The organism is Streptomyces sp. x-19, assembly GCF_046549115.1.
Classification (GTDB): Bacteria; Actinomycetota; Actinomycetes; order Streptomycetales; family Streptomycetaceae; genus Streptomyces; species Streptomyces albulus_C.
Window position 1 is genome coordinate 74,368 of record NZ_JAJPWK010000009.1, and the last position, 24,267, is coordinate 98,634.

Sequence of the window (24,267 nt, forward strand, 5' to 3'; positions counted from 1 at the left end):
CCGCGCGAGTAACCAGGAGCGCCGGCGCGGAATGCGCCGTAAAATGCGAAATATGGCTGAGCGGCCTGATCCGTCTGCTGCGCCCGAACTCCTCGTCCGCTCCGGCGGAGTCGCGCAGGTGATGAGCCCGGGCCACGCGTACCACGTGGGGCGCGACCCCGCGTGCGACCTCGTCATCCGCGACGACCGGGTGTCCTGGCACCACGCGGTGCTCCGGACCGCCGGGAGCCACTGGCTGGTCGAGGACGAGGGGAGCACCAACGGTACGTACGCGGACGGGCATCGGGTGTCGCGGTCCGACGTCGGACCGGGCAGCGTGATCCGCTTCGGCAACCCCGCCGACGGCCCCTGCGCGGTACTCGCCGGCGTCCCCCGTCGCCCGACCGTCGGCCGGCCCTCGTCGGTGTCGCACCCCGCGGCCACCCGCACGTTCCGCCGGCCCAGCACGGTGCGGCACCTGCCCCCAACGCGCACCGTGCGGATCGGCCGGTCCGCCGACAACGACCTGGTCGTGGACGACCTCGCGGTCTCCCGGCGGCACGCCGAGCTCCGCGCCGGCCCCGACGGCCACGACCTGGTCGACCTGGGCAGCCACAACGGCACCTACCTGAACGGCAGTCCGGTGCAGCAGGCACCGGTGCGCCCCGGCGACATCATCGGCATCGGCCACTCCGCCTTCGTCCTCGTCGGCGACCAGCTCCAGGAGTACGTCGACACCGGCGAGGTGTCGCTGGACGTGCAGGAGCTGACGGTCCGGGTCGGCAAGGGCGCCGAAGGCCGGACGCTGCTGGACGGGGTGTCGTTCCCGGTGGGTGAGAAGTCGCTGCTCGCGGTGATCGGCCCGAGCGGGGCCGGCAAGTCGACGCTGCTCAACGCGCTGACCGGGCTGCGGCCCGCGGACGGGGGCACCGTCCTCTACGACGGCCGGGACCTCTACCGGGACTACGCCGAGCTGCGCCAGCGCATCGGGCTGGTGCCGCAGGACGACATCCTGCACACCCAGCTGACCGTCCGCCGGGCGCTGGGCTACGCGGCGGAGCTGCGCTTCCCCCGGGACACCGCGCCCGCCGAGCGGGCGGCCCGGGTCGAGGAGGTGATCCGCGAACTGGGCCTGGTCGAGCGGGCCGGACTGCCGATCCACAAGCTCTCCGGCGGCCAGCGCAAACGCGTCAGCGTCGCGCTGGAGCTGCTGACCAAGCCCTCGCTGCTCTTCCTCGACGAACCGACCTCGGGTCTCGATCCGGGCATGGACCGCTCGGTGATGCACATGCTGCGCGGCCTCGCCGACGACGGCCGCACGGTCATCGTGGTCACCCACAGCGTGCTGAGCCTGGACGCCTGCGACCGGCTGCTGGTGCTCGCCCCGGGCGGCACCCTCGCGTACTACGGGCCGCCGGCGGAGGCGCTGCCGTACTTCGGGTTCGCCGAGTGGCCGGAGGCGTTCGAGGCGTTCGAGAACGACCGCGGACGGGACTGGGCCGGGCAGTTCCGGGCCTCGCCGTCGTACCGCCGGTACCTCACCGGCGACACCCGGCAGCCGCCCGCCCCCGCGGCGCCCCGGCAACCGGTGGCCGCACCGCGGACCCGGCACGGCGGCGCCCAGTTGTGGACGCTGGTGCGCCGGTACGCGGCCGCGCTGTCCTCGGACCGGACGTTCCTGATCATCATGGTGGCGCTGCCGTTCGTGATGGGGGCGATGGCGCACGCCCTTAGCGGCGGGAAGCTGACCGACGGGGCGGCGACGGTGCTGCTGATCCTCTGTGTGGGGGCGGTGCTGACCGGTGCCGCCAACGCGGTCCGCGAGCTGGTCAAGGAACGGGTGATCTACCAGCGGGAACGGGCGGTGGGCCTGTCCCGCTCGGCGTACCTGCTGTCGAAGGTGCTGGTGCTGGGGACCGTCACGGTCGTCCAGGCGGTGGTGCTGACGTTGGTGGCGCTGTTCGGGGTGCAGCTCAACGCCCCGGGCGGCACGGGGGTCCTGATGCCGCCGCTGGTGGAAATCACGCTGGCGGTGGCGCTGTTGGCGTTCACCGCGATGCTGCTGGGACTGCTGGTGTCGGCGTTGGTGCGCAAGGAGGAGGTCACCATGCCGCTGCTGGTCCTCCTCGCCATCGTCCAGGTGGTGTTCTGCGGCGCCCTGCACCAGCTGCGCGGCACCGCGGTGTTGGAGCAGGTGGCGTGGCTGGTGCCGTCCCGGTGGGCGCTGGCGGCGATGGCGGGCACCATCGACCTGGGGCGCCTGCAGCCGGGGCCGCTCACCGCCGACCCGCTGTTCCGGCACGCGGTGGGGCCGTGGCTGCTGGACATGGGCATGTTGGTGGTGCTTTCGGTGGTGTTCGGCTTCTGCGTCTACCGACTGCTGCGGCGGCAAGAGCCCGAGATCATGCGCCAGTAGCCGGGACCGTCGTGCGCGCGGCGGCGCCCGCGGCCGTGCGCGAGGAGCACCGAGGAGCCGCTCGTGACCGTGCCGGAGTTCCGTCCCAGCCACGTCGTCCCGCCGGACGGGATGGCGACCTGGGCGGCCCCGGACGCCGCCCGTCCGCTGGTGCCGCTCGATCCGCTGCTGCCCGTGGAGGTGGTCGAACGACGCGGTGACTGGGCCCTGGCCCGGTGCTCCAACGGCTGGTCGGCGTGGGTGGACGGGCGGCTGCTGCTGTCCGTGCCGCAGGGCCCGCCGGCCGCCGGGCAGCCCGCCGCCCGGACCGCGGACCCCCGGCCGCTGCTGGCCGCGGCCGAGGGCGCCCTGGGCCGCTACCGGCAGTGGGTCGAGGAGCTGCTGGCCGGCCAACTGGACCGGGAGACGTTCGCCGAGCGGGCGCGGGGCACCCGGATCGGGGCGGTGGTGGACGGCGACGCGGTGTGGCTGTACGACGCCCGCCACGAGCGGTGGTGCTTCTGCGACGGCGCGTCGCTGGTGACCTTCGCCGTCTCCGAGGGGCCGACGACGGACGGGGACACGACGGACGCGGCAGGGGTGGAAAGGGCGGCAGGGGCGGAGCGCCGCGAGGACGCGGGGAAGCGGGACCGGCCCACCGCGGAGCGGTTCCCGCCGCCGGTGGACCGGCCGGGTGACCGGCCGTGAACGGGTCGTCGGCCTCCGCCGGACTGCGCGGACGCCGGATCGCCGACTACCTGCTCGGGGAGGAGATCGGCCGGGGCGGCATGGCGGTGGTCTACCAGGCCGAGGACCTGCGGCTGGGCCGGACCGTGGCGCTGAAAGTGCTGGCGCCCGAACTGGCCCGCAACGACACCTTCCGGCAGCGCTTCGCCCACGAGTCGCGGGTGGCCGCGGCGATCGACCATCCGCACATCGTGCCGGTCTTCGAGGCCGGGGAGACCGACGGGCTCCTCTACATCGCGATGCGCTACGTCAGGGGCCACGACCTGCGGGCGCTGCTCGACCACGAGGGCCGGCTGCCGCTCGCCACCACCTGTCGGATCGCGGTGCAGGTGGCGTCCGCGCTGGACGCCGCGCACGCCCACGACCTGGTGCACCGCGACGTCAAGCCCGGCAACGTGCTGATCGCCGAGGGCACCGACAGCGACCGGCCGGAACACGTCTACCTGACCGACTTCGGCCTGACGAAGAAGTCGTTGTCGCTGACCGGCTTCACCAGCGTCGGGCAGTTCGTCGGGACGCTGGACTACGTGGCGCCCGAGCAGATCTCCGGGCGCCCGGTCGACGGCCGCTGCGACGTCTACGGGCTGGCCTGCGTCGCCTACGAGATGCTGACCGGGGCGCCGCCGTTCCGCCGCGACGACGACATGGCGCTGCTCTGGGCCCACCAGTACGACCCGCCGCCGCCCCCGAGCGGGCTGCGGCCCGAGCTGGCGCCGGCGGTGGACGCGGTCTTCGCCCGCGCGCTGGCCAAGGCCCCGGAGGAACGGTACGAGAGCTGCCGGGGGTTCGTGGCGGCACTGCGGGCGGCCGGGCGGAGCACGACGGCGGCCGGCCCGACCGCGGCGCCCGCGCCGACCCGGGTGGACGTGCCCGCCGCCGGGGCGGAGCGCCGCACCGCGCACGGTCCGGCTCCCCCGCCGCCCCCGCGCTGGGCCCGCCCGGTGTTCCCCGGGGCGTAGGGCCGCATCGGCCCGTCAGCGGACCGGCGGCGCGTGGGGCGCGTCGCCGACCTGGCCGGGGTGGCGGACCCGACGGGCGGCGAGGCCGCCGGCGCAGCCGGTGACCAGGCCCCAGGCGGCGCCCACCCCCACCAGCCGCCACAACTGCGGCTCCAGGAGGACCGCGCCGCCCAGGTCGCCGCCGAGGTCGCCGACGCCGATCAGGGAGAGCCCGTAGTGGGCGTCGATCCTGGTGAGGAGGCCGACGACGAGGAGGGTCAGGGCCAGCGCCGCGGCCATCTCCAGCGTGTGCCGCCAGAGCGGGACCCGGGCCGGGGCGCGGACCGCCGCACCGAACGCGGCGCCCAGGAGCACCACCGCGGCCACCGCCACCAGCAGCCAGACCCGCCCGTCCTGGGCGCCCAGCGAGCCCAGGTCGACGGTGTGCGTACCGCGGTGGTGCAGCACCTGTTCCAGTGCGTGCGGCAACGGCAGTCCGAGGACCTTGTCGACGTGCCCGCTCCAGGCACCGCCGGTTCCCAGGCCCAGTGCCAGCCAGGCCAGGTTCGGCAGCCCGAGCAGCAGCACCGCGAGGGTGCGGGCCGGATCGCCGCGGGTGAACAACTCGACGACGCCGACGAGGAGTCCGATCGCCACGTAGACCAGCAGCACCAGCAGCATCGCGCGGGCCGGCGGGCGGACCGCGTCCTGGAAGCGGAGCAGTCGGGCGGCGAGCGGCGCCCTGCGGGAGACCAGGAAGGCCAGCACCAGCACGGCCAGCACCCACAGCAGTCCGTGGCCGACGGTGGCCGGGAGGTCGGCGTGGAAGCCGACGGTGGGGGTGCTGCCCAGGAGGGCGCCGAGTTGGTCGGCGAGCGAGTTGCCGACCGTGAGGGTGAAGCTGTGCCGGGCGGCGAGCGCGATCAGCCAGAGCAGGACCACCCAGCACACCGCCGTCCGGGCGATCCGGCCGAGGAGTTCGCCGGCCGGGGCGACCGCACGGTGCCGCAGCGGTCGCAGGAAGAGCACGGCGGTCACCAGCATGCCGGCGAGGGTGACGGACAGCGGGACGGCGTCGACGGCGGCCCGCGCCTCGGCGATGATCCCGGCGTCGCCGGTCGCGCTGATCGAGCCGCCGGCCGCGGCGACGACGGTGGCCGCGACCACCGCGGGGTACCCGCCCTGGGGAAGGTCCGCGGCGCCCGCCGCCCACAGGCCGAGCGCGGCCGTCACCACCATGGTGACCAGGCCCGCCAGGGCGGTGCCGAGCGCCGCCAACCAACCGCGGAGGGCGGGCGGAAGGCCGTGGTGCGCCGGGTCTGCGGGACCGGCCGTCGTCGGGCCGGGCGTCTGGCTCACGCTTGCCTCCTGCCGGGCGCGGGGCCGAACTGCCGTCCGGGCCACGGTACGCGCGGGCGTGCCAACCCCGCTTGCGGAGGACGCCGAACCTCGGCACACAATGACCCGTAAGCTGCCAATTCTCCGCAAATGCGGGCGTAACACCCATCGCCGGATGGCCCAACAGCACCGGGAAGAGGGACCCGTGACATCTGCACCGCCGCCGGACGACCGACCGGGGAGCCGGCCGACCGGTCCGCCGTCGGGGCCGCTCGTCGGCTCCCCCACCGCGCCCCCGCACGAACCGACCCGCCCCTGGCCGCAACCGGGGCACCCCACCGCACCGGGCACCGGCGGCCCGCCGCCACCGGACGGCCCCGGGGGTGGCGGCGGTGGCGGGGGCGACGGGGACGGTGAGGGCGAGCACCGGCCCTGGTGGCGCTCGACCCCGCGGATCGCGCTCGCCGCCGCAGCGGTGGTGGCGGCCGTGGTGGCGGCGGTGGTGCTGACCCGCCCCGGGGGCGGGAGCGGGAGCGCCGGCGTGCTGCACCTGGAATCGGTCGCGGCGACCGGCCCGGCCCCGTTCACCGACTCGACGGTCAACGGGGACGGCACCGCGTCCCCGAAGGCCACGCCGTCCGTACCGCCGAACGGCGACCACCGGCGCACCAGCGTGTCCGGGGCGGCGCCCGGCCTGTACGGCGGCAGTCGCGACCGGGCCAGCTGCGACGTCGAGAAGCAGATCCGCTACCTCCAGGCCGACCCGGCCAAGGCGCGGGCGTTCGCCGGCGTGGTCGGCAAGGACGCCGGGGAGCTGCCGGCGTACCTGCGGTCCATGACGCCGGTGCAGTTGCTGGTCGACACCTGGGTCACCAACCACGGCTACCAGGACGGCAAGGCGACCGGCTATGAGGCGGTGCTCCAGGCCGGCACGGCGGTGCTGGTGGACGCGTACGGGGTGCCGCGGGTGCGCTGCGCGTGCGGGAACCCGTTGACGCCGCCGACGGCCACCGGCGGGCAGGGGCTGACGACGCAGGGGAAGCCCTGGCCCGGCTTCCGGGACGCGAACGTGGTGACGGTGCGGCCGGCCGCGAAGCCGGTACGGGACTTCGTCCTCAAGGACCCGGGCACCGGGCAGTACTTCACCCGCCCGGAAGGTGCCGACGGCAGCACGGACCAGCCGTCGGCACCGCCGTCCGCCTCGCCGTTCTCCCCGTCGCCGGCGTCCCCGTCAGCACCGGGTTCCCCCGGTTCGCCGGGGAACGGCCCGCCGTCGACGCCCCCGCAGTCCCCGGCGTCACCGCAGTCACCGGGGGGCGGCACGCCGCCGCAGTCCCCGTCCGGCCCCGGCTCGACGCCGCCGGGCGGCCCCTCCACACCCGCGCCGCCCGGCACGCCCGGCCCCACGACACCGGAGCAGCCCGGGTCGCCCGCCGGCCCCGGCGAGACCCCCGGCGCGCCGGGCCAGCCGGGCGGCGCCTCCAGTTGACGTCGCGCCCGCCGGCGCCGGGCGACCGCGCCACCGGGGCACTCGGCACACCCCGCCAGCTTCGATATCGAACCGTGTCCTAATAATCCGATGCACCGCACAACCTCTGAAGCGGACAAAACGTCTCTGTGTGCGGCGGACGCCTCGGGCGCCGCCGTCCGTTGTTCAGCTTTGGAGGGACCCTCGTGCACGCCGGAACACGTCGCCACACCGCCCGGTTGATACCTGCCGCGCTCGCGGCGGGGCTGCTGCTGACCGCGTGCGGGACCGGCGCCGGCTCGTCCAAGTCGGCGGAACCGGCCGCCAAGGTGACCGTCACCCCGGCCGGCGGCAGCTCCGCCGCGAAGCTCGGCTCGCCGATATCCGTCAAGGCCGACGGCGGCAAGCTGACCGCGGTCGACGTCAAGGACGGCGAGGGCGCCAAGGTGCCCGGGAAGCTGACCGCTGACGGTGCGTCATGGACGTCCGAGGGCAAGGTCCTGCCGAAGACCACCTACACCGTGACCACCAAGGCGACGTCGACCGGCGGCAAGGAGTCCTCGGCCACCTCGACCTTCACCACCGAGCAGGCCGACAAGGTCAACAAGCTCACCAACACACCGGGCAACGGGCAGACCGTCGGCACCGGGATGCCGGTCTCGATCCTCTTCGACCACCCGATAGCCAAGAGCCACCGCGCCGAGGTCGAGAAGGCGCTGAAGGTCACCACCCAGCCGCACGTCGAAGGCGCCTGGGGCTGGGTGACGGACTGGTCCGGCAAGGACCGGATCGACTGGCGCCCCAAGGACTACTGGCCGTCCGGCACCAAGGTGTCCGTGCGCGGCGGGCTGGGCGGCATCAACTCCGGCGACAGCGGCTGGTTCGCCCGCGACTACGACTTCGACTTCACGATAGGCGCCGACCACAAGGCCGTCATCGACGTGCCCTCGCACACCCTGACCATGTACGACGGCGGCAAGGCCGTGGGCACCGTCAAGGGCTCCGCGGGCTCCCCGCAGGACCCGACCCGCGGCGGCGTGCACACCGTGCGCAGCAAGAACGCCGCCGAGACCATGGACTCCGCCACCATCGGCCACGGCAACGAGTGGATGCTGGACTCCAAGTGGGTCACCCACCTCACCGCGTCCGGGACCTTCCTGCACTCCGCCCCCTGGAACAACTCCGTCGGCGTGGTCAACAACAGCCACGGCTGCTTCGGCATGACCACCTCGGACGCCAAGCGGGTCTACGACTTCCTGACGATCGGCTCCACCGTCGAGGTCAAGGGCACCAGCAGCACCAAGCAGACCGGCGTCGGCAACGGCCTGGAGGTCTGGCAGGAGAACTGGCAGCAGTGGCAGCAGCGCAGCGCCCTCAAGTAGCCGACCGGACCGCGGTCAGGACCCGCCGGGGCCGGCGCTGCCGCTGGGCACCGGGCGGGTGACCCGGTTGCCCGCCGGGTCGAGCACGTACCACGTCCCGCCGTGGTCGTCCGCGCCCTGGCCGCGCACGTCGCCGGGCCGCTTGTCCCGGTCGAAGTAGTACAGCGGCTGCTCGTGGTAGGTGACCTGCCGGCTGCCGTCGCGGCGGGCGGTGGTGCCGAGCAGCTCCCCCCGCACACCGCTGCCGGCCGTGGGCGCGCCACGCACCAGCACCGGCGGCCAGAGCGCCGCGCAGTCGCCGTAGCAGGTCGACTCGCGCCCCCGGTCCGCCGTGAAGAGGTAGAGCGCGCGGCCCTGGCCGTCGACCAGGAGCGGGCCGAGCGGACCGGAGCGGGCGTGCACCGTGAGCGGCCCCGCCGACGGGATCGCCGACGGCGGGACGCTCGTGGCCGGACCGGTGGCGGACGGGGTCCGGGCGGGTGCGGGACCGGTCCCGCCGGCCCCGGTCCCGCACCCGCCGGTCACCGCGGCGACCAGGGCGACGGTGGCCGCGGTGACGGCCGTCGCGGCGGTGTTGCGCATCGCACGTCTCCTTGGCGCCCGAGGGGGCCCGGCGGACCGCCCGCCCCTCACTAGACCGCCGCCACCCGGGCCCGGCCATCCGGCGGCGGCGTTCGGCGTACCGGGACGGCGCGTGCCGCGCGGTCAGCGGACGTCGTGGGCGGTGCGCCGGTAGGTGGAGCGCCGGTCCTCGATGGCGGACCAGCGGTCGCCGTAGACGGTCTCGGTGATGCCCGGTTCGCGCAGGAAGGCGTGCGGGAAGCCGAGCGGGACCTCGCTGACGGCGTCCAGCCGCGCCAGGGCGTCGGCGTCCAGCACCACGTCCACGCTGGCGAGGTTGTCGGCGAGCTGGCTCTCCTTGGTGGCGCCGATGATCGGGATGACGTTGCCGGGGCGCTGCCGCAGCCAGGCCAGGGCCACCTGCGCCGGGCTCCAACCGCCCTGCTCGGCGACCTCCAGGACGGCGGTGACGGTCTCGTCCTCGTTGTGGTCCCAGTGGCTGGTCCGGTCGCTGGTGTCGAGCCGACCGGACTCCCCGCGCCGGTACTTGCCGGTGAGTTTGCCGGCCGCGAGCGGGGCCCAGGCCAGCACGGCGAGGTCGAAGGCGCGGGCCTGCGGGAGCAGTTCGCGCTCCACGGTGCGCTCCAGCAGGTTGTAGCGCAGCTGCGAGCCGGCGAACGCGGTCCAGCCGCGCAGCTCGGCGAGGGTGTTGGCCTGGGCGATCTCCCAGGCGGGCCAGTCGGACACGCCGAGGTAGAGGACCTTGCCGGCCCGCACCACGTCGTCCAGGGCGCGCATCACCTCCTCGACGGGGGTGAAGTTGTCCCGGGCGTGCACCCACAGCACGTCGAGCCGGTCGGTGTTCAGCCGGCGGAGGCTGGCCTCGACGGACTGCACGAGGTTCTTGCGGTGGTTGCCGCCGGCGTTGACGTCGCCCTCGGCGGTGGCGCAGGTGTACTTGCTGGCCAGCACGAAGCGGTCCCGGCGGCCGGCGAGCAGTTCGCCGAGCATGGTCTCGGAGGTGCCGGCGGTGTAGTTGTTGGCGGTGTCGAGGAAGTTGCCGCCGGCGTCGGCGTAGGCGTCGAGGATGCGGGCGCTGGTGTCCTTGGCGCTGCCCCAGCCCCAGTCCTCGCCGAAGGTCATGGTGCCCAGGGACAGCTCGCTGACCCGCAGGCCGGTCTTGCCGAACAGTGTGTACCGCAACGGTTCCCCTTCGATCGGTGGTGCGTCACACGCTAGGAGCTGGAGCGCGCTCCAAGGCAAGGCGACATTCCCGCCGGAGGGTGGTCGGGAGGCGCCCGTGGTGCGGCGCCTCCCGGCCGGGCCGGGTCAGCCGGTGCGGAGCGCCGGGTCGCTGACGCCCGGCTTGCCGGTCTCGACGTGGCCGGCGAACCGGCGCAGGAAGCCGGCGTCGGTGTCGGCGGTGACCGTCAGGTCGTACCAGCGCTTGCTCGCGGTGAGGTCGACGGGCCGGGTGACGGTGCCGCCCGGGTCCACCCGGACGGTCTGCTTGGCGCCGCCGTAGGCGTTGGCGATGGTCAGGTTGCAGGCAACGGTGCCCGGGTTGGTCAGGGTCAGCGCGACCTGTCCGGAGGCCGCGTCGTGGCGGGCGGTGACCTCGGGGGTCTGCTTCTTGCCGGGGCCCTTGAAGGTGCGCAGGAAGCCGTTGGGTCCGTGCACCGTCAGGTCGTAGGCGCCCTTGGAGTAGGTGGTGTTCCAGGTGTCGGAGAGGGTCTTGCCGGCCTCGGTGGTGTACGTCCAGGGGCCGTCGGTGCGGTTGGGCGCGGTGACCAGGAAGCAGGCGCCGGCGGCGTTGCCGCCGCTGAAGGTGAGGGTGAAGCGGCCGCCGGCGACGTCCGCGGCGCCGTCGGTCAGCGGCACGTAGGCCAGCGGGCGGCTGGGCCGGGAGCCGGTCTCCTGCGTGGGCAGGACGGGGTTGGCGGGCGGCGTGGGGTGGTAGCTGTCGTGCCGGTCGTGGTCCGGCGGCTGGTAGCCCTTGGTGTCCGGGAGCGCCGCCGGCTTGGTGTTCTCCAGCGAGAAGTCGAAGGCGGAGGTGAGGTCGCCGCAGACGGCGCGGCGCCAGGGCGTGATGTGGGGCTCGTGGACGCCGAAGCGGTTCTCCATGAACCGGATGATGGAGGTGTGGTCGAAGACCTCGGAGCAGACGTAGCCGCCGGTGCTCCAGGGCGAGACCACCAGCATCGGGACGCGCTGGCCGAGGCCGTAGGGGCCGGCGGCGTAGCCGGCGCTGCCGGGGTAGTGGTCCAGGGCGGTGTCCACGGTGGACAGGCCCTGGGCGGCGGAGGCCGGCGGGAACGGCGGGACGACGTGGTCGAAGTAGCCGTCGTTCTCGTCGTAGGTGATGAACAGGGCGGTCTTGCTCCACACGTCCGGGTTGGAGGTGAGCGCGTCCAGGACCTGCGAGACGTACCAGGCACCGTAGTTGGCGGGCCAGTTGGGGTGCTCGGAGAAGGCTTCGGGGGCGGCGATCCAGGAGACCTGCGGCAGTTTGCCGGCCTTGACGTCGGCCTTGAGCTGGTCGAAGTAGCCGTCGCCCTGCTTGACGTTGGTGCCGGTGCGGGCCTTGTCGTAGAGCGGGTCGCCGGGCTTGGCGTTGCGGTACTGGTTGAAGAAGAGCAGGGAGTTGTCGCCGTAGGTGCCGCGGTAGGCGTCGTCGATCCAGCCCCACTTGCCGGCGGCGTCCAGGCCGTCGCCGATGTCCTGGTAGATCTTCCAGGAGATGCCGGCCTTCTCCAGGCGCTCGGGGTAGGTGGTCCAGCCGTAGCCGGCCTCCTCGTTGCCGACGACCGGGCCGCCGCCGGTGCCGTCGTTGCCGACGTAACCGGTCCACATGTAGTAGCGGTTGGGGTCGGTGGCGCCCATCAGCGAGCAGTGGTACGCGTCGCAGACGGTGAACGCGTCGGCGAGCGCGTAGTGGAACGGGATGTCCTTGCGGGTCAGGTACGCCATGGTGCCGGTGCCCTTGGCGGGGATCCACTGGTCGTACTTGCCGTTGTTCCACGCCTGGTGGCCGCCGTGCCAGTCGTGGTTGAGGCCCTCGATGAACTGCATGCCGAGGTTCTCGGCGTCGGGGTGGTAGGGCAGCACGTCCTTGCCGCCGTTCGCCTGGTACCAGACGGACTTGCCGCTCGGCTGGGTGACCGGGCGCGGGTCGCCGAAGCCGCGGACGCCCTTCAGCGAACCGAAGTAGTGGTCGAAGGAGCGGTTCTCCTGCATGAGGACGACGATGTGCTCGACGTCCTTGATGGAGCCGGTGCTGCGCCGGGCCGGGATGGCGGCGGCGCGGGCGATGCTGCCGGAGAGGGCGGTGACGCCCGCGGTGGCGCCGGCTATCTGGAGGAAACGCCGGCGGTTGATGTCAGCCATGTGTCTGGGGACCTCGTGGGTGGGGGGGAAATGACGGGGGGGTCTGTTCGGGAGCGCGGTGCGGAAGGGTCGTGCGGATACAGCGGTCAGCAGAGTGTTCCAAGAGGAACGAGGGTCCGGGAAGAGGGGGTGTCCCGGAGATGACACCTCACCGTACGGACGGCGAACTCACCGGCCGGAGCGGGCCGGGCACGACGAACGGCCGGCGGGACACGGCGGTGCTGCCGTGTCCCGCCGGCCGTTCGGGGGCCGGTCGGGGGCGCCGGGTCGACGACGCCTCGGAGCTGGGACTCAGACCAACGTCGCCTCCGAGGGCGGCGGTCCGGAGGCGACGGAGGGCTCGACGGCCGGGGCCGCCGGCGGCTCGACCACGGGGGTCGGCTCCGCCGCGGCGGGGGCCGGCGGAGCCCCGTCGGGCGCACCGGTCGGCGGCGCCGGCGGGCCGACCGGGGCCGTGCGGGCCGCCTCGATCCGGCGGGTGAACCAGATGACCTTGCCACCGGCCGTGCCGCAGCTGCCCCAGCTGTCGCTCAGCGCGGCGATCCGGGCGAGTCCGCCGCCGCTCGCGCCCTCCAACCGCGGCAGCCGGGGCCCGTCGTCGGCGACCGATGCCGTCAGGTGGCGCTCGCCCCTGCGGAGTTCGACCACGCAGCGGGCGTCGGGGCCGATGTGCCGGTGGACGTTGGTCAGGAGTTCCGCCACCCCCTCGCACACCGGCTTGACCTGCGGCGCGAGGTCCCAATGGCGCAGGTGCGCGGCGACGATGCGCCGGATCTGGGGGACGCGCTCCGCCGAGACGTGCAGTTCGACCGTGTAGTGCCGGTCTCCGGGTGGTGTCATGTCGTGGCTCCTCACCGCGAGGCTCACGCCCTTCACCTCGTTGGACCAACGAACCCCGAACACGAAGAGTGAGCATCCGTCACGTATGGGTGGACTGTCATGCTGGCCCGCGGGTTCGGGGCCCGCAACAGGGGTGGTCCGTATGAGGTGACCCCCTCTCAAGTGAGCGGCACGGCCCGGGCGGTCAGGATCCGGTCCGGCGTCAGCGGCAGGTCCCGCAGCCGGACGCCGGTGGCGTGCCACACCGCGTTGCCGATCGCCGCCGGGGTGCCGACGATGCCGATCTCGCCGATGCCCTTGCTGCCCATGGGGTTGAGGTGCGGGTCCTCCTCGTCGAGCCAGTGCGCCTCGATCGCCGGGACGTCGGCGCAGGCCGGCACGTGGTACGCGGCCAGGTCGCGGGCGGTGAAGTCGCCGTAGACGGGATCCAGGGCGCTGTCCTCGGTGAGGGCCATGCCCAGGCCCATGACCATGCCGCCGACGAACTGGGAGCGCGCGGTACGGGGGTTGAGGATGTGCCCGGCCGCGTACTGGCCGAGCAGGCGGCGGACCCGGACCTCGCCGGTGCGGGTGTCGACCTGCACCTCGGCGAAGACGGCGCCGAAGGCGTGCCGGGAGTACGGGGAGGGCTGCTCGGTCTCCCGGCGGGTGTCCTCGGTGACGGTGACGCCCTCGTCGGGCAGCGGCCCCCGGTGCTCCCGCAGTCGGGCCAGCAGCGCGGTGCACGCCTTGTGGACGGCCCAGCCCCAGGAGGCGGTGCCGGTGGAGCCGCCGGCGAGCACGGCGGGCGGCAGGTCGCTGCTGCCGATCTCGACCCGGACCCGGTCCGCGGGGGCGCCGAGCGCGGCGGCGGCGATCTGGGCGAGCACGGTGCGGGCGCCGGTGCCGATGTCGGTGGCGTTGACCCGGACGCGGAAGGTGCCGTCCGCGGCGGCGTGCGCCTCGGCGTCGGTGGCGGAGATCTGGACGGGGTAGGTGGCGGCGGCGACGCCGGTGCCCAGCAGCAGGTCTCCCTGGCGGCGCACGGCGGGGCGCGGGTCCCGGGACGACCAGCCGAAGCGGGCGGCGCCCGCGCGCAGGCAGTCGACGAGGTGGCGGCTGCTGAAGGGGCGGCCGGTGTCCGGTTCGGTCCCGGGTTCGTTGCGGATCCGCAGGTCGATCGGGTCGAGGTCGAGGACGACGGCGAGTTCGTCGACGGCCGACTCCAGCGCGTACATCCCGGGGGCCTCGCCGGGGGCCCGCATCCAGGAGGGCGTCGGGACGTCGAGCGCGGCGAGGCGGTGCACGGTACGGCTGTGCGGCGAGGTGTACATGATGCGCGCGGGGATCGCGGCCTGTTCGACGAACTCGGCGACCGTGGAGGTGTGGGTGACGATCTCGTGGGCCAGGGCGGTGATCACGCCGTCGGGCCCGGCGCCGAGGCGCACCCGGTGGAGGGTGGGGGCGCGGTGGCCGACGACGGCGGGCAGGTGGCGGCGCGGCAGGGCGAGTTTGACCGGGCGGCCGGTGTGCCGGGCGGCCATCGCGGCGAGCACGACCTGGGGGCGGGGCGTTCCCTTGGAGCCGAAGCCGCCGCCGACGTGCTCGGAGCGGACGGTGATCTGGTCCTGACCGAGCTTGAACAGGGCGGCCAGGTCCTCGCGGACCCTGGTGGCGCCCTGGCTGGAGTCGTGGACGGTGAGGTGGCCGTGGGTCCACAGGGCGGTGGCGGCGTGCGGTTCCATGGGGTGGTTGTGCAGCGGCGGCACCGTGTAGGTGACGTCGACGGTCGCCGGTGCGGCGGCGAACGCCGTGTCGAAGTCGCCGCGTTCGCGGGCCCCCGGGCCGCCGAAGACCTCCGCCGGCACGTACAGCCGGGGGTGGTCGGCGGTGAGCGTCACGTCGTGGGGTTCGGTGGTGTAGCTGACGTGGACGGCCTCGGCGGCGTCCCGGGCGGCCTCCAGGGTGTCGGCCACGGCCAGCGCGACGTACCAGCCGCGGTGCGGGACCCGGTCCTCCTGGAGCAGGGCGAGGGTGGGGTCGCCGGTGGGCGCCAGGCGGGGCGCGTTCTCGTGGGTGAGCACCGCGATCACGCCGGGCAGGGCCAGTGCCGCGCCGGTGTCCAGTTCGGTGATCCGGCCGCGGGCGACGGTGGCCGGCACCGGCCAGGCGTAGGCGCAGCCGTCCGGGGTGTGCTCGGCGGCGTAGCGGGCGGTGCCGGTGACCTTCTCCCGGCCCTCGCGGCGGACCAGCGGGTCGCCCAGCGGATGCGGCGGCGGGCCCGGCGGGAACGGTGCTTCCTCCGGCGGATGGCTCATGGCGCGGGTCCTTGCGGTCGGGGGCGGGGTCACCCTTTATCGGCGCGGTCGGCCCGGCCGGCGCGGTCAGTGAGCTCGGTGAGCACACCGACGGCGAGGGATTGGGCCAGCGGGACCTTGAAGCCGTTGTCGCGCAGCGGTGCGGCGGCGGCGAGTTCGGCGGCGGCGGCGCGGGCGAAGTGCTCCTCGGTGGCGGGCGCGCCGTGCAGCGCGGCCTCGGCGGTGCGGGCCCGCCACGGCCGGTGGGCCAGGCCCCCGAAGGCGAGTGCGGCGTGCACCACGACGCCGTCGCGGACCGCGAGAACGGCGGCGACCGAGACCAGGGCGAACGCGAACGAGGCGCGGTCGCGGACCTTGCGGTAGCGGGAACGGGCGCCGGCGCGGGGCGGCGGCAGTTCGACGGCGGTGAGCAGTTCGCCGAGCCGGATCTCGGTGTCGCGTTCGGGGCTGTCGCCGGGCAGCCGGTGGAAGTCGGTGGCGGGGACGGTGCGTTCGCCCTCGGGTCCGTGCAGGTGCACGGTGGCGTCCAGGGCTGCGAGGGCGACCGCCATGTCGGAGGGCTGGGTGGCGACGCAGTGCGCGGAGTGCCCGAGGACGGCGAGGTCGCGGTGGGCGCCGCCGACGGCCGGGCAACCGCTTCCGGGCTCCCGTTTGTTGCAGGGTTTGGCGGTGTCCTGGAAGTAGCTGCAGCGGGTGCGCTGGAGGAGGTTGCCGCCGGTGGTGGCGGTGTTGCGGAGCTGGCCGGAGGCGCCGGCCAACAGGGCCTGCGACAGCACCGGGTACCGGTCGCGGACGGCCGGGGCCGCGGCGAGGTCGGCGTTGCGGACGGTGGCGCCGATGCGCAGGCCGCCGTCCGGCAGTTCCTCGACGCGGTCCAGCGGCAGCCGGCTGACGTCGATCAGGGTGCGCGGGGCCTCCACGCCGAGCTTCATCAGGTCGACGAGGTTGGTGCCGCCGGCGAGGAACTGGGCGCCGGGCTGTCCGGCGGCGGCCCGCACCGCCTCGTCGACGCTGTCGACCCGCAGGTAGCCGAAGGGTCTCACCGGTCCCTCACCCCCGCCCCGGCGGCCGCCGCGTCGGCGACCGCCTCGACGATCCGCGGGTAGGCGCCGCACCGGCACAGGTTGCCGCTCATCCGCTCCCGGATCTCGTCGGCGGTGAGGGCGACCGGCGCCCCGGAGGGCGCGGTGTCCGGGGTGACGTGCGAGGGGAAGCCGTCGGCCGCCTCGGCGAGGACGCCGACCGCCGAGCAGATCTGGCCGGGGGTGCAGTAGCCGCACTGGAGGGCGTCGCGCTCCAGGAACGCCTCTTGCAGGGGGTGCAGCCGGTCGGCGTCGGCGAGGCCCTCGACGGTGGTGATCCGGCGCCCGTCGTGCGCCACGGCCAGCAGCAGGCAGCTGTTGGCGCGCCGCCCGTCGACCAGCACGGTGCAGGCGCCGCACTGCCCGTGGTCGCAGCCCTTCTTGGTGCCGGTGAGGCCGAGGTGCTCGCGGAGCAGGTCCAGGACGGTGGTGCGGTGGTCGAGGGTCAGGGCGTGCGGGGTGCCGTTGACGGTGAGGGTCAGCGCGGAGTGGCGGCCGTTGACCGGGCGGGGGCCGTCGGCGCCGTCCCGGCGGCCGTCCGCGGTCGGCATCAGGGGGCGCCCTTCGTGACGGGCTGCCGCAGCGTCTCCAGCCGCAGTTCGACCTCCTTCTCCTGGTCGCCGGCGGCCGTGCCGAGGAGGTGGACGACGAAGGCGGACTTCAGGCCCGCGCACAGCTGGTCCACGGCCCAGTAGCCGCCCTGGAGGCTGACGGTGACCGGGGCGCTGAGCCGGCGCGGCTCCGGGGTGGTGCCGCGCTCGCTGACGTCGACGGTGGAGGTCCACACCGTCGTGCCCGGCCCGGGCGTCTCCTGGGGGACGTCGTCCGGGGCGCGGTCGGAGCGGAAGGCGGTGTGCAGGACCCGGAAGACGGCGTGGGCGTCCGCCGCCTTGCAGCCCTCGACCTCCACCACCACGTCGGCCGATGCGTGCTCCGCGGGTGACGCCTGTTCGTCGCTGTTCACTGTGGGGGCCTTCCTGTGGGGCCTTCCTGTGGGTGCCGGACGCTTCCAGGCTCACTCGGCGCCCCGCTCTCGGCGACCCGAGGCTCGAACGAGTGGTTTAAACGGGCGCACCTGCTCGCCGCGACCACGCAGCGTTACTTTGTGTAGTCGGAGGGCGCTCTCCGTAGTCGCCTCGCCGTCCCTGCCGGCCGCACACCCCCAGGAGCACCGTTGACCCGTTCCCTCGTCGACCAGCACGCCACCGGCTACAGCCTCCGTCAGGCGCTGTGCATGGCGCGCGCCGCCGAGCTCGCCTACCAGGACGAGCCGACCATCGAGGCCACCGCCCGGGAGTGGGGGTTCGACCGGGTGCGCCACCACCACACCGCGTTCCGCCCGCCGTTCCCGCTCCGGGACACCCGGGCGTACACCCTCGGCGGGCGGCACGTGATCGTCACCGCGTTCCGCGGCACCGAGCCGGCCGAGCTGCGGGACTGGCTGTCCGACGCCGGCACCCCGCCGTGGCCGGGCCCCGGCGGCCGGGGCGCCGTCCACCACGGCTTCGCCGAGGCGCTGGAGTCCGTCTGGCCGCAGGTCCTCACGACGCTGAAGGAGCTGCGCGACGACGACCAGCAGGTCTACTTCACGGGCCACGGCCTGGGCGGTGCGCTGGCGATGCTGGCCGGCGCCCGGCTCCGCTTCGAGGACCCCCGGCTGACCGCCGACGGCGTCTACACCTTCGGCCAGCCCCGCACCTGCGACCCGGGCCTGGCCCGGGAGTTCAACACCGCCTTCACGCAGCGGATGTACCGCTTCGTCAACCACGACGACGTCGTCCCCCAGCTCCCGCCGGAGCCGGCCTTCCGGCACGTCTCCGCGCTGCGCCACATCGACTCCCGGGGCGCGGTGCACAACACCGTGCCGCTGGACGGCGGCCTGCCGGACCGCGGCCGGGGCCTCACCGCCGACCTCCTCTCCCCCGCCTCCGACGGCATCCGGGACCACGGCGTCGCCGCGTACGTCAGCGCGCTGGAGCGGGCGGCGGAGCAGCAGGGCTGAGCCCCGTACCGGTCGCGGCGGCCGCGGGGGCAGCGGGAGCGGGCGCCAGCGGCGGGGCGACGAAGGGGACCGCGGCGGCGCGCGGGACGATCTCGACCTCGTCGCCGAGGGCCCACTCCGCGGCCCGGGAGGACATCGCGGCCGGGACGGTGTCGCTGATGTCGGGCGCGGCGGGGATGTCGTAGGTGGCGTGCGCGTCGTGCGGGAGGACGACGCGGTGGCCCAGCTCCAGGGCGGTGCGCGCGGTGGCGGCGACGCACATTTCGGAGAGCACCCCGCACACCGCCAGTTCGGTCACGCCCGCCGCGTCGAGGAGGGCGCCGAGCCCGGTGTCCGCGAAGCCGTCGTCCTCGGTCTTGCGGACCACGTGCTCGCGGGGGCCGGGCTCGACGGGGAGGTGGAGTTCCCAGCCGGGGGTGTGCGGGGCGTCGACGGTGCCGGGCGCGCCGTCGTTCTGGAGGTGGACGACGAGGGCGCCGGCGGTGCGGGCGCGGGCGAGCAGGCCACGGGTGCGGTCCAGGACCCGGTCCGCCTCGGGGACCGCCTCGGCCCCGGAGACGAACGCGGTTTGGACGTCGACGACGAGGAGGGCCTGGACGGGGCGGAGCGGCCGGGCGGGCACGGCGGTCTCGGGGGGCACGGCGGTCACGGCGGTCATGGGGGCCATCATCGTCGAACGCGGCACTCGGCCGGACGGGCGGGAAAGGTACCGGCCGGACGGGCATGGTTGCCACGGGCATCGATCCGGGCGGATCATCCGTAGGTGCTCCGGCCGTGCGTGCGTCGGTTCCGTGCGTGGGCGTTCCGTGCGGCGGGGCGCGGCATCCGACCGCACCGCGACGACGCGAGGAGGGCCACCGTGGAGGCTGTCACCGTCAACGGCCGCTGCGCACCGGGGTTCGAGGGGGTGCGCAGCGCCTTCGAGCGGAACTTCCGCGAGCACCGCGAGATCGGGGCGGCGGTCGCGGTCACCCTGGACGGGGAGCGGGTGGTCGACCTGTGGGGCGGCCGGGCGGACGCGACCGGGAGCCGGGCCTGGGGGCCCGACACCCTGGTCAACGTCTACTCGTCGGCCAAGGGCATGACCGCGTTGTGCGCCCATCTCCTGGTGGAGCGGGGCGCGTTGGACCTGGACGCGCCGGTCGCCCGTTACTGGCCGGAATTCGCCCGGGCCGGCAAGGAGGCCATACCGGTGCGCTGGCTGCTCAGCCACCGCGCCGGGATGCTGGCACCCCGGGAGCCGCTGGCCGAGGGCCGGGCCTACGACTGGGACTACGTCTGCGACGCCCTGGCGGCCACCGCGCCGTGGTGGGAGCCGGGAACGGCGCAGGGCTACCACGCGGTGACGTTCGGCTATCTGGTCGGCGAGGTGGTCCGCCGGATCACCGGGCAGTCGTTGGGGACGTTCCTGCGCAGCGAGGTCACCGGGCCACTGGACGCCGGGGTCTTCATCGGCACGCCGGTCGAGGAGCACCCGCGCTGCGCCGACATGGTCGGCCAGCTGAACGCCGCCCAGCTCCGCGAGCGCTTCCCGGACCTGCCGACGCCGCCGGTGCGCGGGCTCGCCGACCATCCGCTGGCCGGCGTCGCGCTGGCGCTGACGTACGTGCCCACCGGCGACGTCAACAGCGCCGCCTACCGCACCGCCGAGATCCCGGCGGGCAACGCGCACGCCTCGGCGCGCGGCCTGGCCGCCGTCTACGCGGCGCTGGCCGGCGGCCGGCTGGTCCGGCCCGCCACCCTGGAGGCGATGCGCACCTCGCAGAGCCGGCCGGACGAACCGGACCTGGCCCTCGGCGCGCTCACCCCGGAGGGGCCCTCCGCGGCCCATCGCTGGGGGCTGGGCTACATGCTCAACGACCGGGGCCAGGCGGGCCCCAACCCCCGGGCCTTCGGGCACGGCGGGGCGGGCGGTTCGTTCGCCTTCGCGGACCCGGAGAACGGACTGGCGTACGCGTACGTCATGAACCGCTACGGGGGCGGGACCAGCGGTTCGGACCCGCGCAGCCGGGCTCTGGTGACGGCGGTGTACGCGGCGCTGGCGGAGGTCCGCGGCCGGCGCTGAGGGCGCCCGCGGGCCGCCGCGAACGCCCGGGCGCGGCGCCATAATGGGAGGTGCGGCATGGATCCGTCCGGCGCCGCCGCGGGTGCGACGGCCCCGGAGAGAGGGCGTGGTGACCATGGAACGGGACACCGAGACGGTTCACGAGGCGTACGCGTTCGTCTGCCTGCACTGCGGACACGGGTGGGAAGAGGAGTACGAGATCCGGCACACCACCGACCTCGCGGGCCGTCGGCGCGCCGACTACTTCACGCACGGCCGGCGGGTGCCCTCTCCGCTGACCCGCGCGGACTGCCCGGACTGCAACCGCGGCCCGATCCGGATCCTGCGGCCCGGCCGGGTGAACAGCGCCCGGACGTTCCTCGGCTGACACGTCCCGCGGCGCACCGGACCCGCTGCGATTCGATAACGGGCACGGACACCCCGTCCTGCACCCCGGCAAACGTTGCATATGCTCAGGTCGGGGGCCCGGAGGTGGGTTTCGGACAGTCGGACGGGCCTCGGCCCGCCCCCGCAAGCGATCGTCTCTCCGGGGACCGGCCGGCCGGTCCCCGGGCCGTCACTACGCCGGGGTGGACCTTGACCGTGGAGAAGGGGGAGCAGCGCACCCGCTCCCGTGCGCTGGCCGCGCTTCCGTACCTGGTCATGGCCGCGGTCAGCGCCGTGGACCTCACCGCGGGCCCGGGGGTCGGCTTCCTGCCGCTGGTGTCGCTGGGGCCGGCGTTCGCCGGTCTCGTCGGCGGCTGGCGGCGCACCGCACTGGTCGGGCTGATGGCGGCGGTGCTCTGCGTCGGGCTGGGGGTCCACAGCGGGCTGTTCGAGAGCCGGCGCGGGCTGACCGCGTTGCTGTCGGTGGCCGGCGTGACCGCGGCCGGGGTGGTGGCCGCGGTGATGCGACAACGCCGGGAGGCGGAGCTGGCCAGCGTCCGGTCGATCGCCGAGGTCGCCCAGCGGGTGCTGCTGCGGCCGGTGCCGCGCGGCGCCGGGCCGCTGCGGATCGCGGTCTCGTACACCTCCGCGGTGGCCGAGGCCCGGATCGGCGGCGACCTCTACGAGGTGGTCACCTCGCCCGCCGGGGTGCGGATCATCGTCGGGGACGTGCAGGGCAAGGGCCTGGAGGCGGTGGAGAGCGCCGCGGTGGTGCTCGGCGCGTTCCGGGAGGCGGCGCACGACGAGCCCGACCTGCCGGCGGTCGGCGCGCGGGTCGAGCGGGCGCTGAACCGCCACCTTTCCGGTGAACGGTTCGTGACCGCGGTGCTCGCCGAGATCGGCGACGGCCCGCACGCCACACTGCTGAACTTCGGCCACCCCGCCCCGCTGGTCGTCCGCGCCTCCGGCGAGGTCCGCTACGCGGCGCCGCCGGAACGCGCGCTGCCGCTGGGCCTGGTGGAGCACGGGCCGGAGGCGCCGGTCCCCCACCAGGTGCCGTTCGCCCCCGGCGACCAGTTGCTCTTCTACACCGACGGGGTCACCGAGGCCCGGGACTCGGCCGGTTGGTTCTACCCCCTCGACGAGCGCGCCCACCTGCTCAAGGAGCCCGACCCGGAGGCGGCGCTGCAGGCCGTCCGGGAGGACGTGGTCGACCACGCCGAGGGGCCGCTGCACGACGACGCGGCGATGCTGCTGGTGCGCTACCGGACGCGGCACCGGGACCCGGACCGGCCGGGCCCCGGTGGCGGTCAGGACAGCGGCAGCCCGGTGTAGTTCTCGGCGATCTCGGCGGCGGCGTGCCAGGAGCCGGCGATGCGGTCGAGTTGGGAGAGCTGGAGCCGGGTGTCGAACGGGCTCTGGTCCGGGGCGGTGTGCAGGGCCGTGGTCATGAAGTGCGAGAAGTGCTCGGCGCGCCAGACCCGGCGCAGACAGGTGGCGGAGTAGGCGTCGAGCAGTTCGTCCGACCCGGTCCGGTGCCGGTGCGTCAGGGCGCGGGCCAGGACGGTGACGTCGGCGACGGCGAGGTTGAGGCCCTTGGCGCCGGTGGGCGGCACGATGTGCGCCGCGTCGCCGGCCAGCAGGACCCGGCCCCAGCGCATCGGCTCGGTGACCGCGCTGCGCAGCGGCAGGACCGCCTTGGCGGTGAGCGGGCCGCGGGTCGGCTCCCACGGGGCGGCGTCGACGGCGGCGCGGGCCTGGAGCTCGTCCCAGATCCGGTCGTCGGGCCACGCGGCCGGGTCGGTGCCGTTGGGGACCTGGAGGTAGAGCCGGCTGACGGTCGGTGTGCGCATGCTGAGCAGGGCGAAACCGCGGTCGGAGTGAGCGTAGACCAGTTCGTCGTGGGAGGGCGGGACGTCGGCGAGGACACCGAGCCAGGAGTACGGGTAGCCGCGGGTGTAGGTGCGGCGCGCGGACTCCGGGATCGCCTGCCGGGCCACGCCGTGGAAACCGTCGCAGCCGGCGACGTAGGCGCAGGTGAGGGTGTGTTCGCGGCCGCCGTGTGCGTAGTGGATGCGGGGCCGGTCGGTGTCCGCGCCGGTGACCGCGCGCGCCCGGGCGCCGAACAGCAGCGGCGGGCCGTCGGCCCGTTGCAGCGCTATCAGGTCCTTGACGACCTCGGTCTGGGCGTAGACGGTCACCCGGCGGCCGTCGGTCAGTGCCGGGAAGTCCAGGCGGTGGGCACGCCGTTGGTACCGCAGTTGGATGCCGTCGTGGACCAGTCCCTCGCGGTCCAGCCGCTCCCCCGCGCCGCAGGCGCGCAGCACGTCGGTGGTGCCCTGTTCGAGGATGCCGGCGCGCTGCCGCCGTTCGACGTAGGCGCGGTCGCGGCCCTCCAGGACGACGCAGTCGATGCCGGCGCGGTGCAGCAGTCGGGCGAGCAGCAGCCCGGCGGGGCCGGCGCCGATGATGCCGACGGTGGTGTCGCGGGGCGTCACAGCGCCGTTCCCGGGGTGGTGTGGAGCGGCGCGAGGTGGAGCGGGGCGAGGTGGGCGAGGAGCGCGGCGAGCACCTCGGCCGGGCGCTCGACGCCGGCCAGGTGGGCCGCTCCGGACAGCTCGACGAGGCTGGCGTCCCGGATGCCGTCGGTGAGTTCGCGGGCGTGCGCGGGCGGGGTGGCCGGGTCCGCGCGGCCGGCGACGACGAGGGTGGGGGCGGTGATCCGGGGCAGTGCGCTGCGCAGGTCGAAGGCGGCCAGGGCGTCGCAGCAGGCCGCGTACCCGCCGGGCGAGACGTCCCGGCGGAGCCCCTCGACCAGGGCGGTGGCGGTCGGTGAGGCGGCGAAGGCGGGGGTGAACCAGCGGCCGGCGGCCGCGTCGGCGACGGCGTCGGTCCCCTCGGCACGGACCTGGGCGGCCCGGTCGCGCCAGCCGGCCGGCTCGCCGAACCGCGCGGACGAGCAGACCAGGGCGAGCGAGGCGATCCGGTACGGGTGGTGGGCGGCGAGCCAGGCGCCCACCGCGCCGCCCAGCGACGCCCCGGCGTAGGCGAACCGGTCGAGGCCGAGGGCGTCGGCGAGGTCCAGGACCAGGCCGGCCAGTTCGGGGACGGTGGTCGTCCCGGGGTCGGCCAGCGCGTCCAGGGAGGTTCCGCCGTGGCCCGGAAGGTCCCAGCGGACGACGCGGAACCGGTGGGCGAGGTCCGGGAGTTGGGGGTCCCAGAGGGAGAGCGTGGTGCCCAGGGACGGGCCGAGGACGAGCGGCGGGGCGCCGAGCGGGCCGTTGACGGTGTGGTGCAGTGCGGGCGCGGCGGGCGGCGTCAATGCGGGCTCCTGCGGGTCGTGCGGGTGCGACGGGCTCGTGGGTGCGTGGGCGGGGCCGGGGCGGCCGGTGGTGGGCGTGGTGGCTGCGCGGTCGGTCG

General features: G+C 74.9%; 21 protein-coding genes. 9 read left to right on the forward strand and 12 right to left on the reverse strand.

Annotation, left to right across the window (positions count from 1 at the left end):
• Window positions 1-52: 52 nt before the first annotated feature.
• The 3 genes from ACLJT4_RS22110 to ACLJT4_RS22120 all read left to right on the forward strand — a co-directional run bounded on the left by ACLJT4_RS22110 (window position 53) and on the right by ACLJT4_RS22120 (window position 4,080).
• The gene (locus ACLJT4_RS22110; protein ID WP_411124391.1) at window positions 53-2,395 is read left to right on the forward strand and encodes an FHA domain-containing protein; all 2,343 of its coding nucleotides are present in this window, start codon (window positions 53-55) and stop codon (window positions 2,393-2,395) included.
• 63 nt (window positions 2,396-2,458) lie between these two features.
• Entirely contained in the window at window positions 2,459-3,082 is a 624-nt protein-coding gene (locus tag ACLJT4_RS22115) for a hypothetical protein (protein WP_411124393.1), read from the forward strand.
• Window positions 3,079-4,080: a serine/threonine-protein kinase gene (locus ACLJT4_RS22120; protein ID WP_411124395.1), complete on the forward strand. Its 1,002-nt coding sequence runs from the start codon at window positions 3,079-3,081 to the stop codon at window positions 4,078-4,080. Before ACLJT4_RS22115 ends, ACLJT4_RS22120 begins: the two co-directional genes overlap by 4 nt.
• Before the next feature lie 15 nt (window positions 4,081-4,095).
• Here ACLJT4_RS22120 and ACLJT4_RS22125 read toward each other — a convergent pair whose 3' ends face one another.
• Entirely contained in the window at window positions 4,096-5,418 is a 1,323-nt protein-coding gene (locus ACLJT4_RS22125; RefSeq protein WP_411124397.1) for a streptophobe family protein, read from the reverse strand.
• Between the two features lie 184 nt (window positions 5,419-5,602).
• Between ACLJT4_RS22125 and ACLJT4_RS22130 the strand changes: the two genes are divergently transcribed.
• Both ACLJT4_RS22130 and ACLJT4_RS22135 read left to right on the forward strand, forming a co-directional pair.
• Window positions 5,603-6,886, forward strand: a complete 1,284-nt coding sequence (locus ACLJT4_RS22130) for a DUF6777 domain-containing protein (RefSeq protein ID WP_411124399.1) — start codon at window positions 5,603-5,605, stop codon at window positions 6,884-6,886.
• A 185-nt stretch (window positions 6,887-7,071) separates the two neighbouring features.
• The gene (locus ACLJT4_RS22135) at window positions 7,072-8,247 is read left to right on the forward strand and encodes an Ig-like domain-containing protein (protein WP_411124401.1); all 1,176 of its coding nucleotides are present in this window, start codon (window positions 7,072-7,074) and stop codon (window positions 8,245-8,247) included.
• A gap of 15 nt (window positions 8,248-8,262) precedes the next feature.
• Here ACLJT4_RS22135 and ACLJT4_RS22140 read toward each other — a convergent pair whose 3' ends face one another.
• The 8 genes from ACLJT4_RS22140 to ACLJT4_RS22175 form a co-directional block, all read right to left on the reverse strand.
• A complete protein-coding gene (locus ACLJT4_RS22140) occupies window positions 8,263-8,829 on the reverse strand; it encodes a hypothetical protein (protein WP_411124403.1) in 567 nt (188 codons plus the stop codon).
• Between the two features lie 123 nt (window positions 8,830-8,952).
• The gene (locus tag ACLJT4_RS22145; protein ID WP_016575605.1) at window positions 8,953-10,011 is read right to left on the reverse strand and encodes an aldo/keto reductase; all 1,059 of its coding nucleotides are present in this window, start codon (window positions 10,009-10,011) and stop codon (window positions 8,953-8,955) included.
• A 126-nt stretch (window positions 10,012-10,137) separates the two neighbouring features.
• Window positions 10,138-12,195: a phosphocholine-specific phospholipase C gene (locus ACLJT4_RS22150; protein ID WP_411124405.1), complete on the reverse strand. Its 2,058-nt coding sequence runs from the start codon at window positions 12,193-12,195 to the stop codon at window positions 10,138-10,140.
• Between the two features lie 291 nt (window positions 12,196-12,486).
• Window positions 12,487-13,035: an ATP-binding protein gene (locus tag ACLJT4_RS22155; RefSeq protein WP_411124407.1), complete on the reverse strand. Its 549-nt coding sequence runs from the start codon at window positions 13,033-13,035 to the stop codon at window positions 12,487-12,489.
• A gap of 158 nt (window positions 13,036-13,193) precedes the next feature.
• Window positions 13,194-15,332 (reverse strand): xanthine dehydrogenase family protein molybdopterin-binding subunit, encoded by a 2,139-nt coding sequence (locus ACLJT4_RS22160; protein ID WP_411124409.1) that lies wholly within the window; start codon window positions 15,330-15,332, stop codon window positions 13,194-13,196.
• Between the two features lie 29 nt (window positions 15,333-15,361).
• Window positions 15,362-16,375, reverse strand: a complete 1,014-nt coding sequence (locus tag ACLJT4_RS22165; RefSeq protein WP_411124411.1) for an FAD binding domain-containing protein — start codon at window positions 16,373-16,375, stop codon at window positions 15,362-15,364.
• Window positions 16,372-16,965 carry a 2Fe-2S iron-sulfur cluster-binding protein gene (locus tag ACLJT4_RS22170; protein ID WP_411124413.1) on the reverse strand — a complete coding sequence of 198 codons (594 nt, stop codon included), beginning with the start codon at window positions 16,963-16,965 and terminating at the stop codon, window positions 16,372-16,374. The genes ACLJT4_RS22165 and ACLJT4_RS22170 overlap by 4 nt, the downstream gene beginning before the upstream one ends.
• Window positions 16,965-17,378, reverse strand: coding sequence for a hypothetical protein (locus ACLJT4_RS22175; protein WP_016574703.1), 414 nt, complete (start codon window positions 17,376-17,378; stop codon window positions 16,965-16,967). The genes ACLJT4_RS22170 and ACLJT4_RS22175 overlap by 1 nt, the downstream gene beginning before the upstream one ends.
• Before the next feature lie 210 nt (window positions 17,379-17,588).
• On the opposite strand from ACLJT4_RS22175, the gene ACLJT4_RS22180 reads away from it, so the two are divergent.
• Window positions 17,589-18,416, forward strand: coding sequence for a lipase family protein (locus tag ACLJT4_RS22180; protein ID WP_411124416.1), 828 nt, complete (start codon window positions 17,589-17,591; stop codon window positions 18,414-18,416).
• On the opposite strand, the gene ACLJT4_RS22185 is transcribed toward ACLJT4_RS22180, so the two are convergent.
• Window positions 18,379-19,074, reverse strand: a complete 696-nt coding sequence (locus tag ACLJT4_RS22185) for an isochorismatase family protein (RefSeq protein ID WP_411124418.1) — start codon at window positions 19,072-19,074, stop codon at window positions 18,379-18,381. The genes ACLJT4_RS22180 and ACLJT4_RS22185 overlap by 38 nt on opposite strands.
• A gap of 201 nt (window positions 19,075-19,275) precedes the next feature.
• On the opposite strand from ACLJT4_RS22185, the gene ACLJT4_RS22190 reads away from it, so the two are divergent.
• From ACLJT4_RS22190 to ACLJT4_RS22200, 3 genes are all read left to right on the forward strand, one after another.
• Window positions 19,276-20,481 (forward strand): serine hydrolase domain-containing protein, encoded by a 1,206-nt coding sequence (locus tag ACLJT4_RS22190; protein ID WP_411124420.1) that lies wholly within the window; start codon window positions 19,276-19,278, stop codon window positions 20,479-20,481.
• Between the two features lie 115 nt (window positions 20,482-20,596).
• The gene (locus ACLJT4_RS22195; RefSeq protein WP_044380154.1) at window positions 20,597-20,848 is read left to right on the forward strand and encodes a hypothetical protein; all 252 of its coding nucleotides are present in this window, start codon (window positions 20,597-20,599) and stop codon (window positions 20,846-20,848) included.
• A gap of 275 nt (window positions 20,849-21,123) precedes the next feature.
• Window positions 21,124-22,182, forward strand: coding sequence for a PP2C family protein-serine/threonine phosphatase (locus ACLJT4_RS22200; RefSeq protein ID WP_044380156.1), 1,059 nt, complete (start codon window positions 21,124-21,126; stop codon window positions 22,180-22,182).
• On the opposite strand, the gene ACLJT4_RS22205 is transcribed toward ACLJT4_RS22200, so the two are convergent.
• Together ACLJT4_RS22205 and pcaD are read right to left on the reverse strand one after the other, a co-directional pair.
• Window positions 22,158-23,345: a 4-hydroxybenzoate 3-monooxygenase gene (locus ACLJT4_RS22205; protein ID WP_411124422.1), complete on the reverse strand. Its 1,188-nt coding sequence runs from the start codon at window positions 23,343-23,345 to the stop codon at window positions 22,158-22,160. The genes ACLJT4_RS22200 and ACLJT4_RS22205 overlap by 25 nt on opposite strands.
• On the reverse strand, window positions 23,342-24,169 hold the full coding sequence (pcaD, locus tag ACLJT4_RS22210; protein ID WP_411124424.1) for a 3-oxoadipate enol-lactonase: 828 nt from the start codon (window positions 24,167-24,169) through the stop codon (window positions 23,342-23,344). Before pcaD ends, ACLJT4_RS22205 begins: the two co-directional genes overlap by 4 nt.
• Window positions 24,170-24,267: the final 98 nt, after the last annotated feature.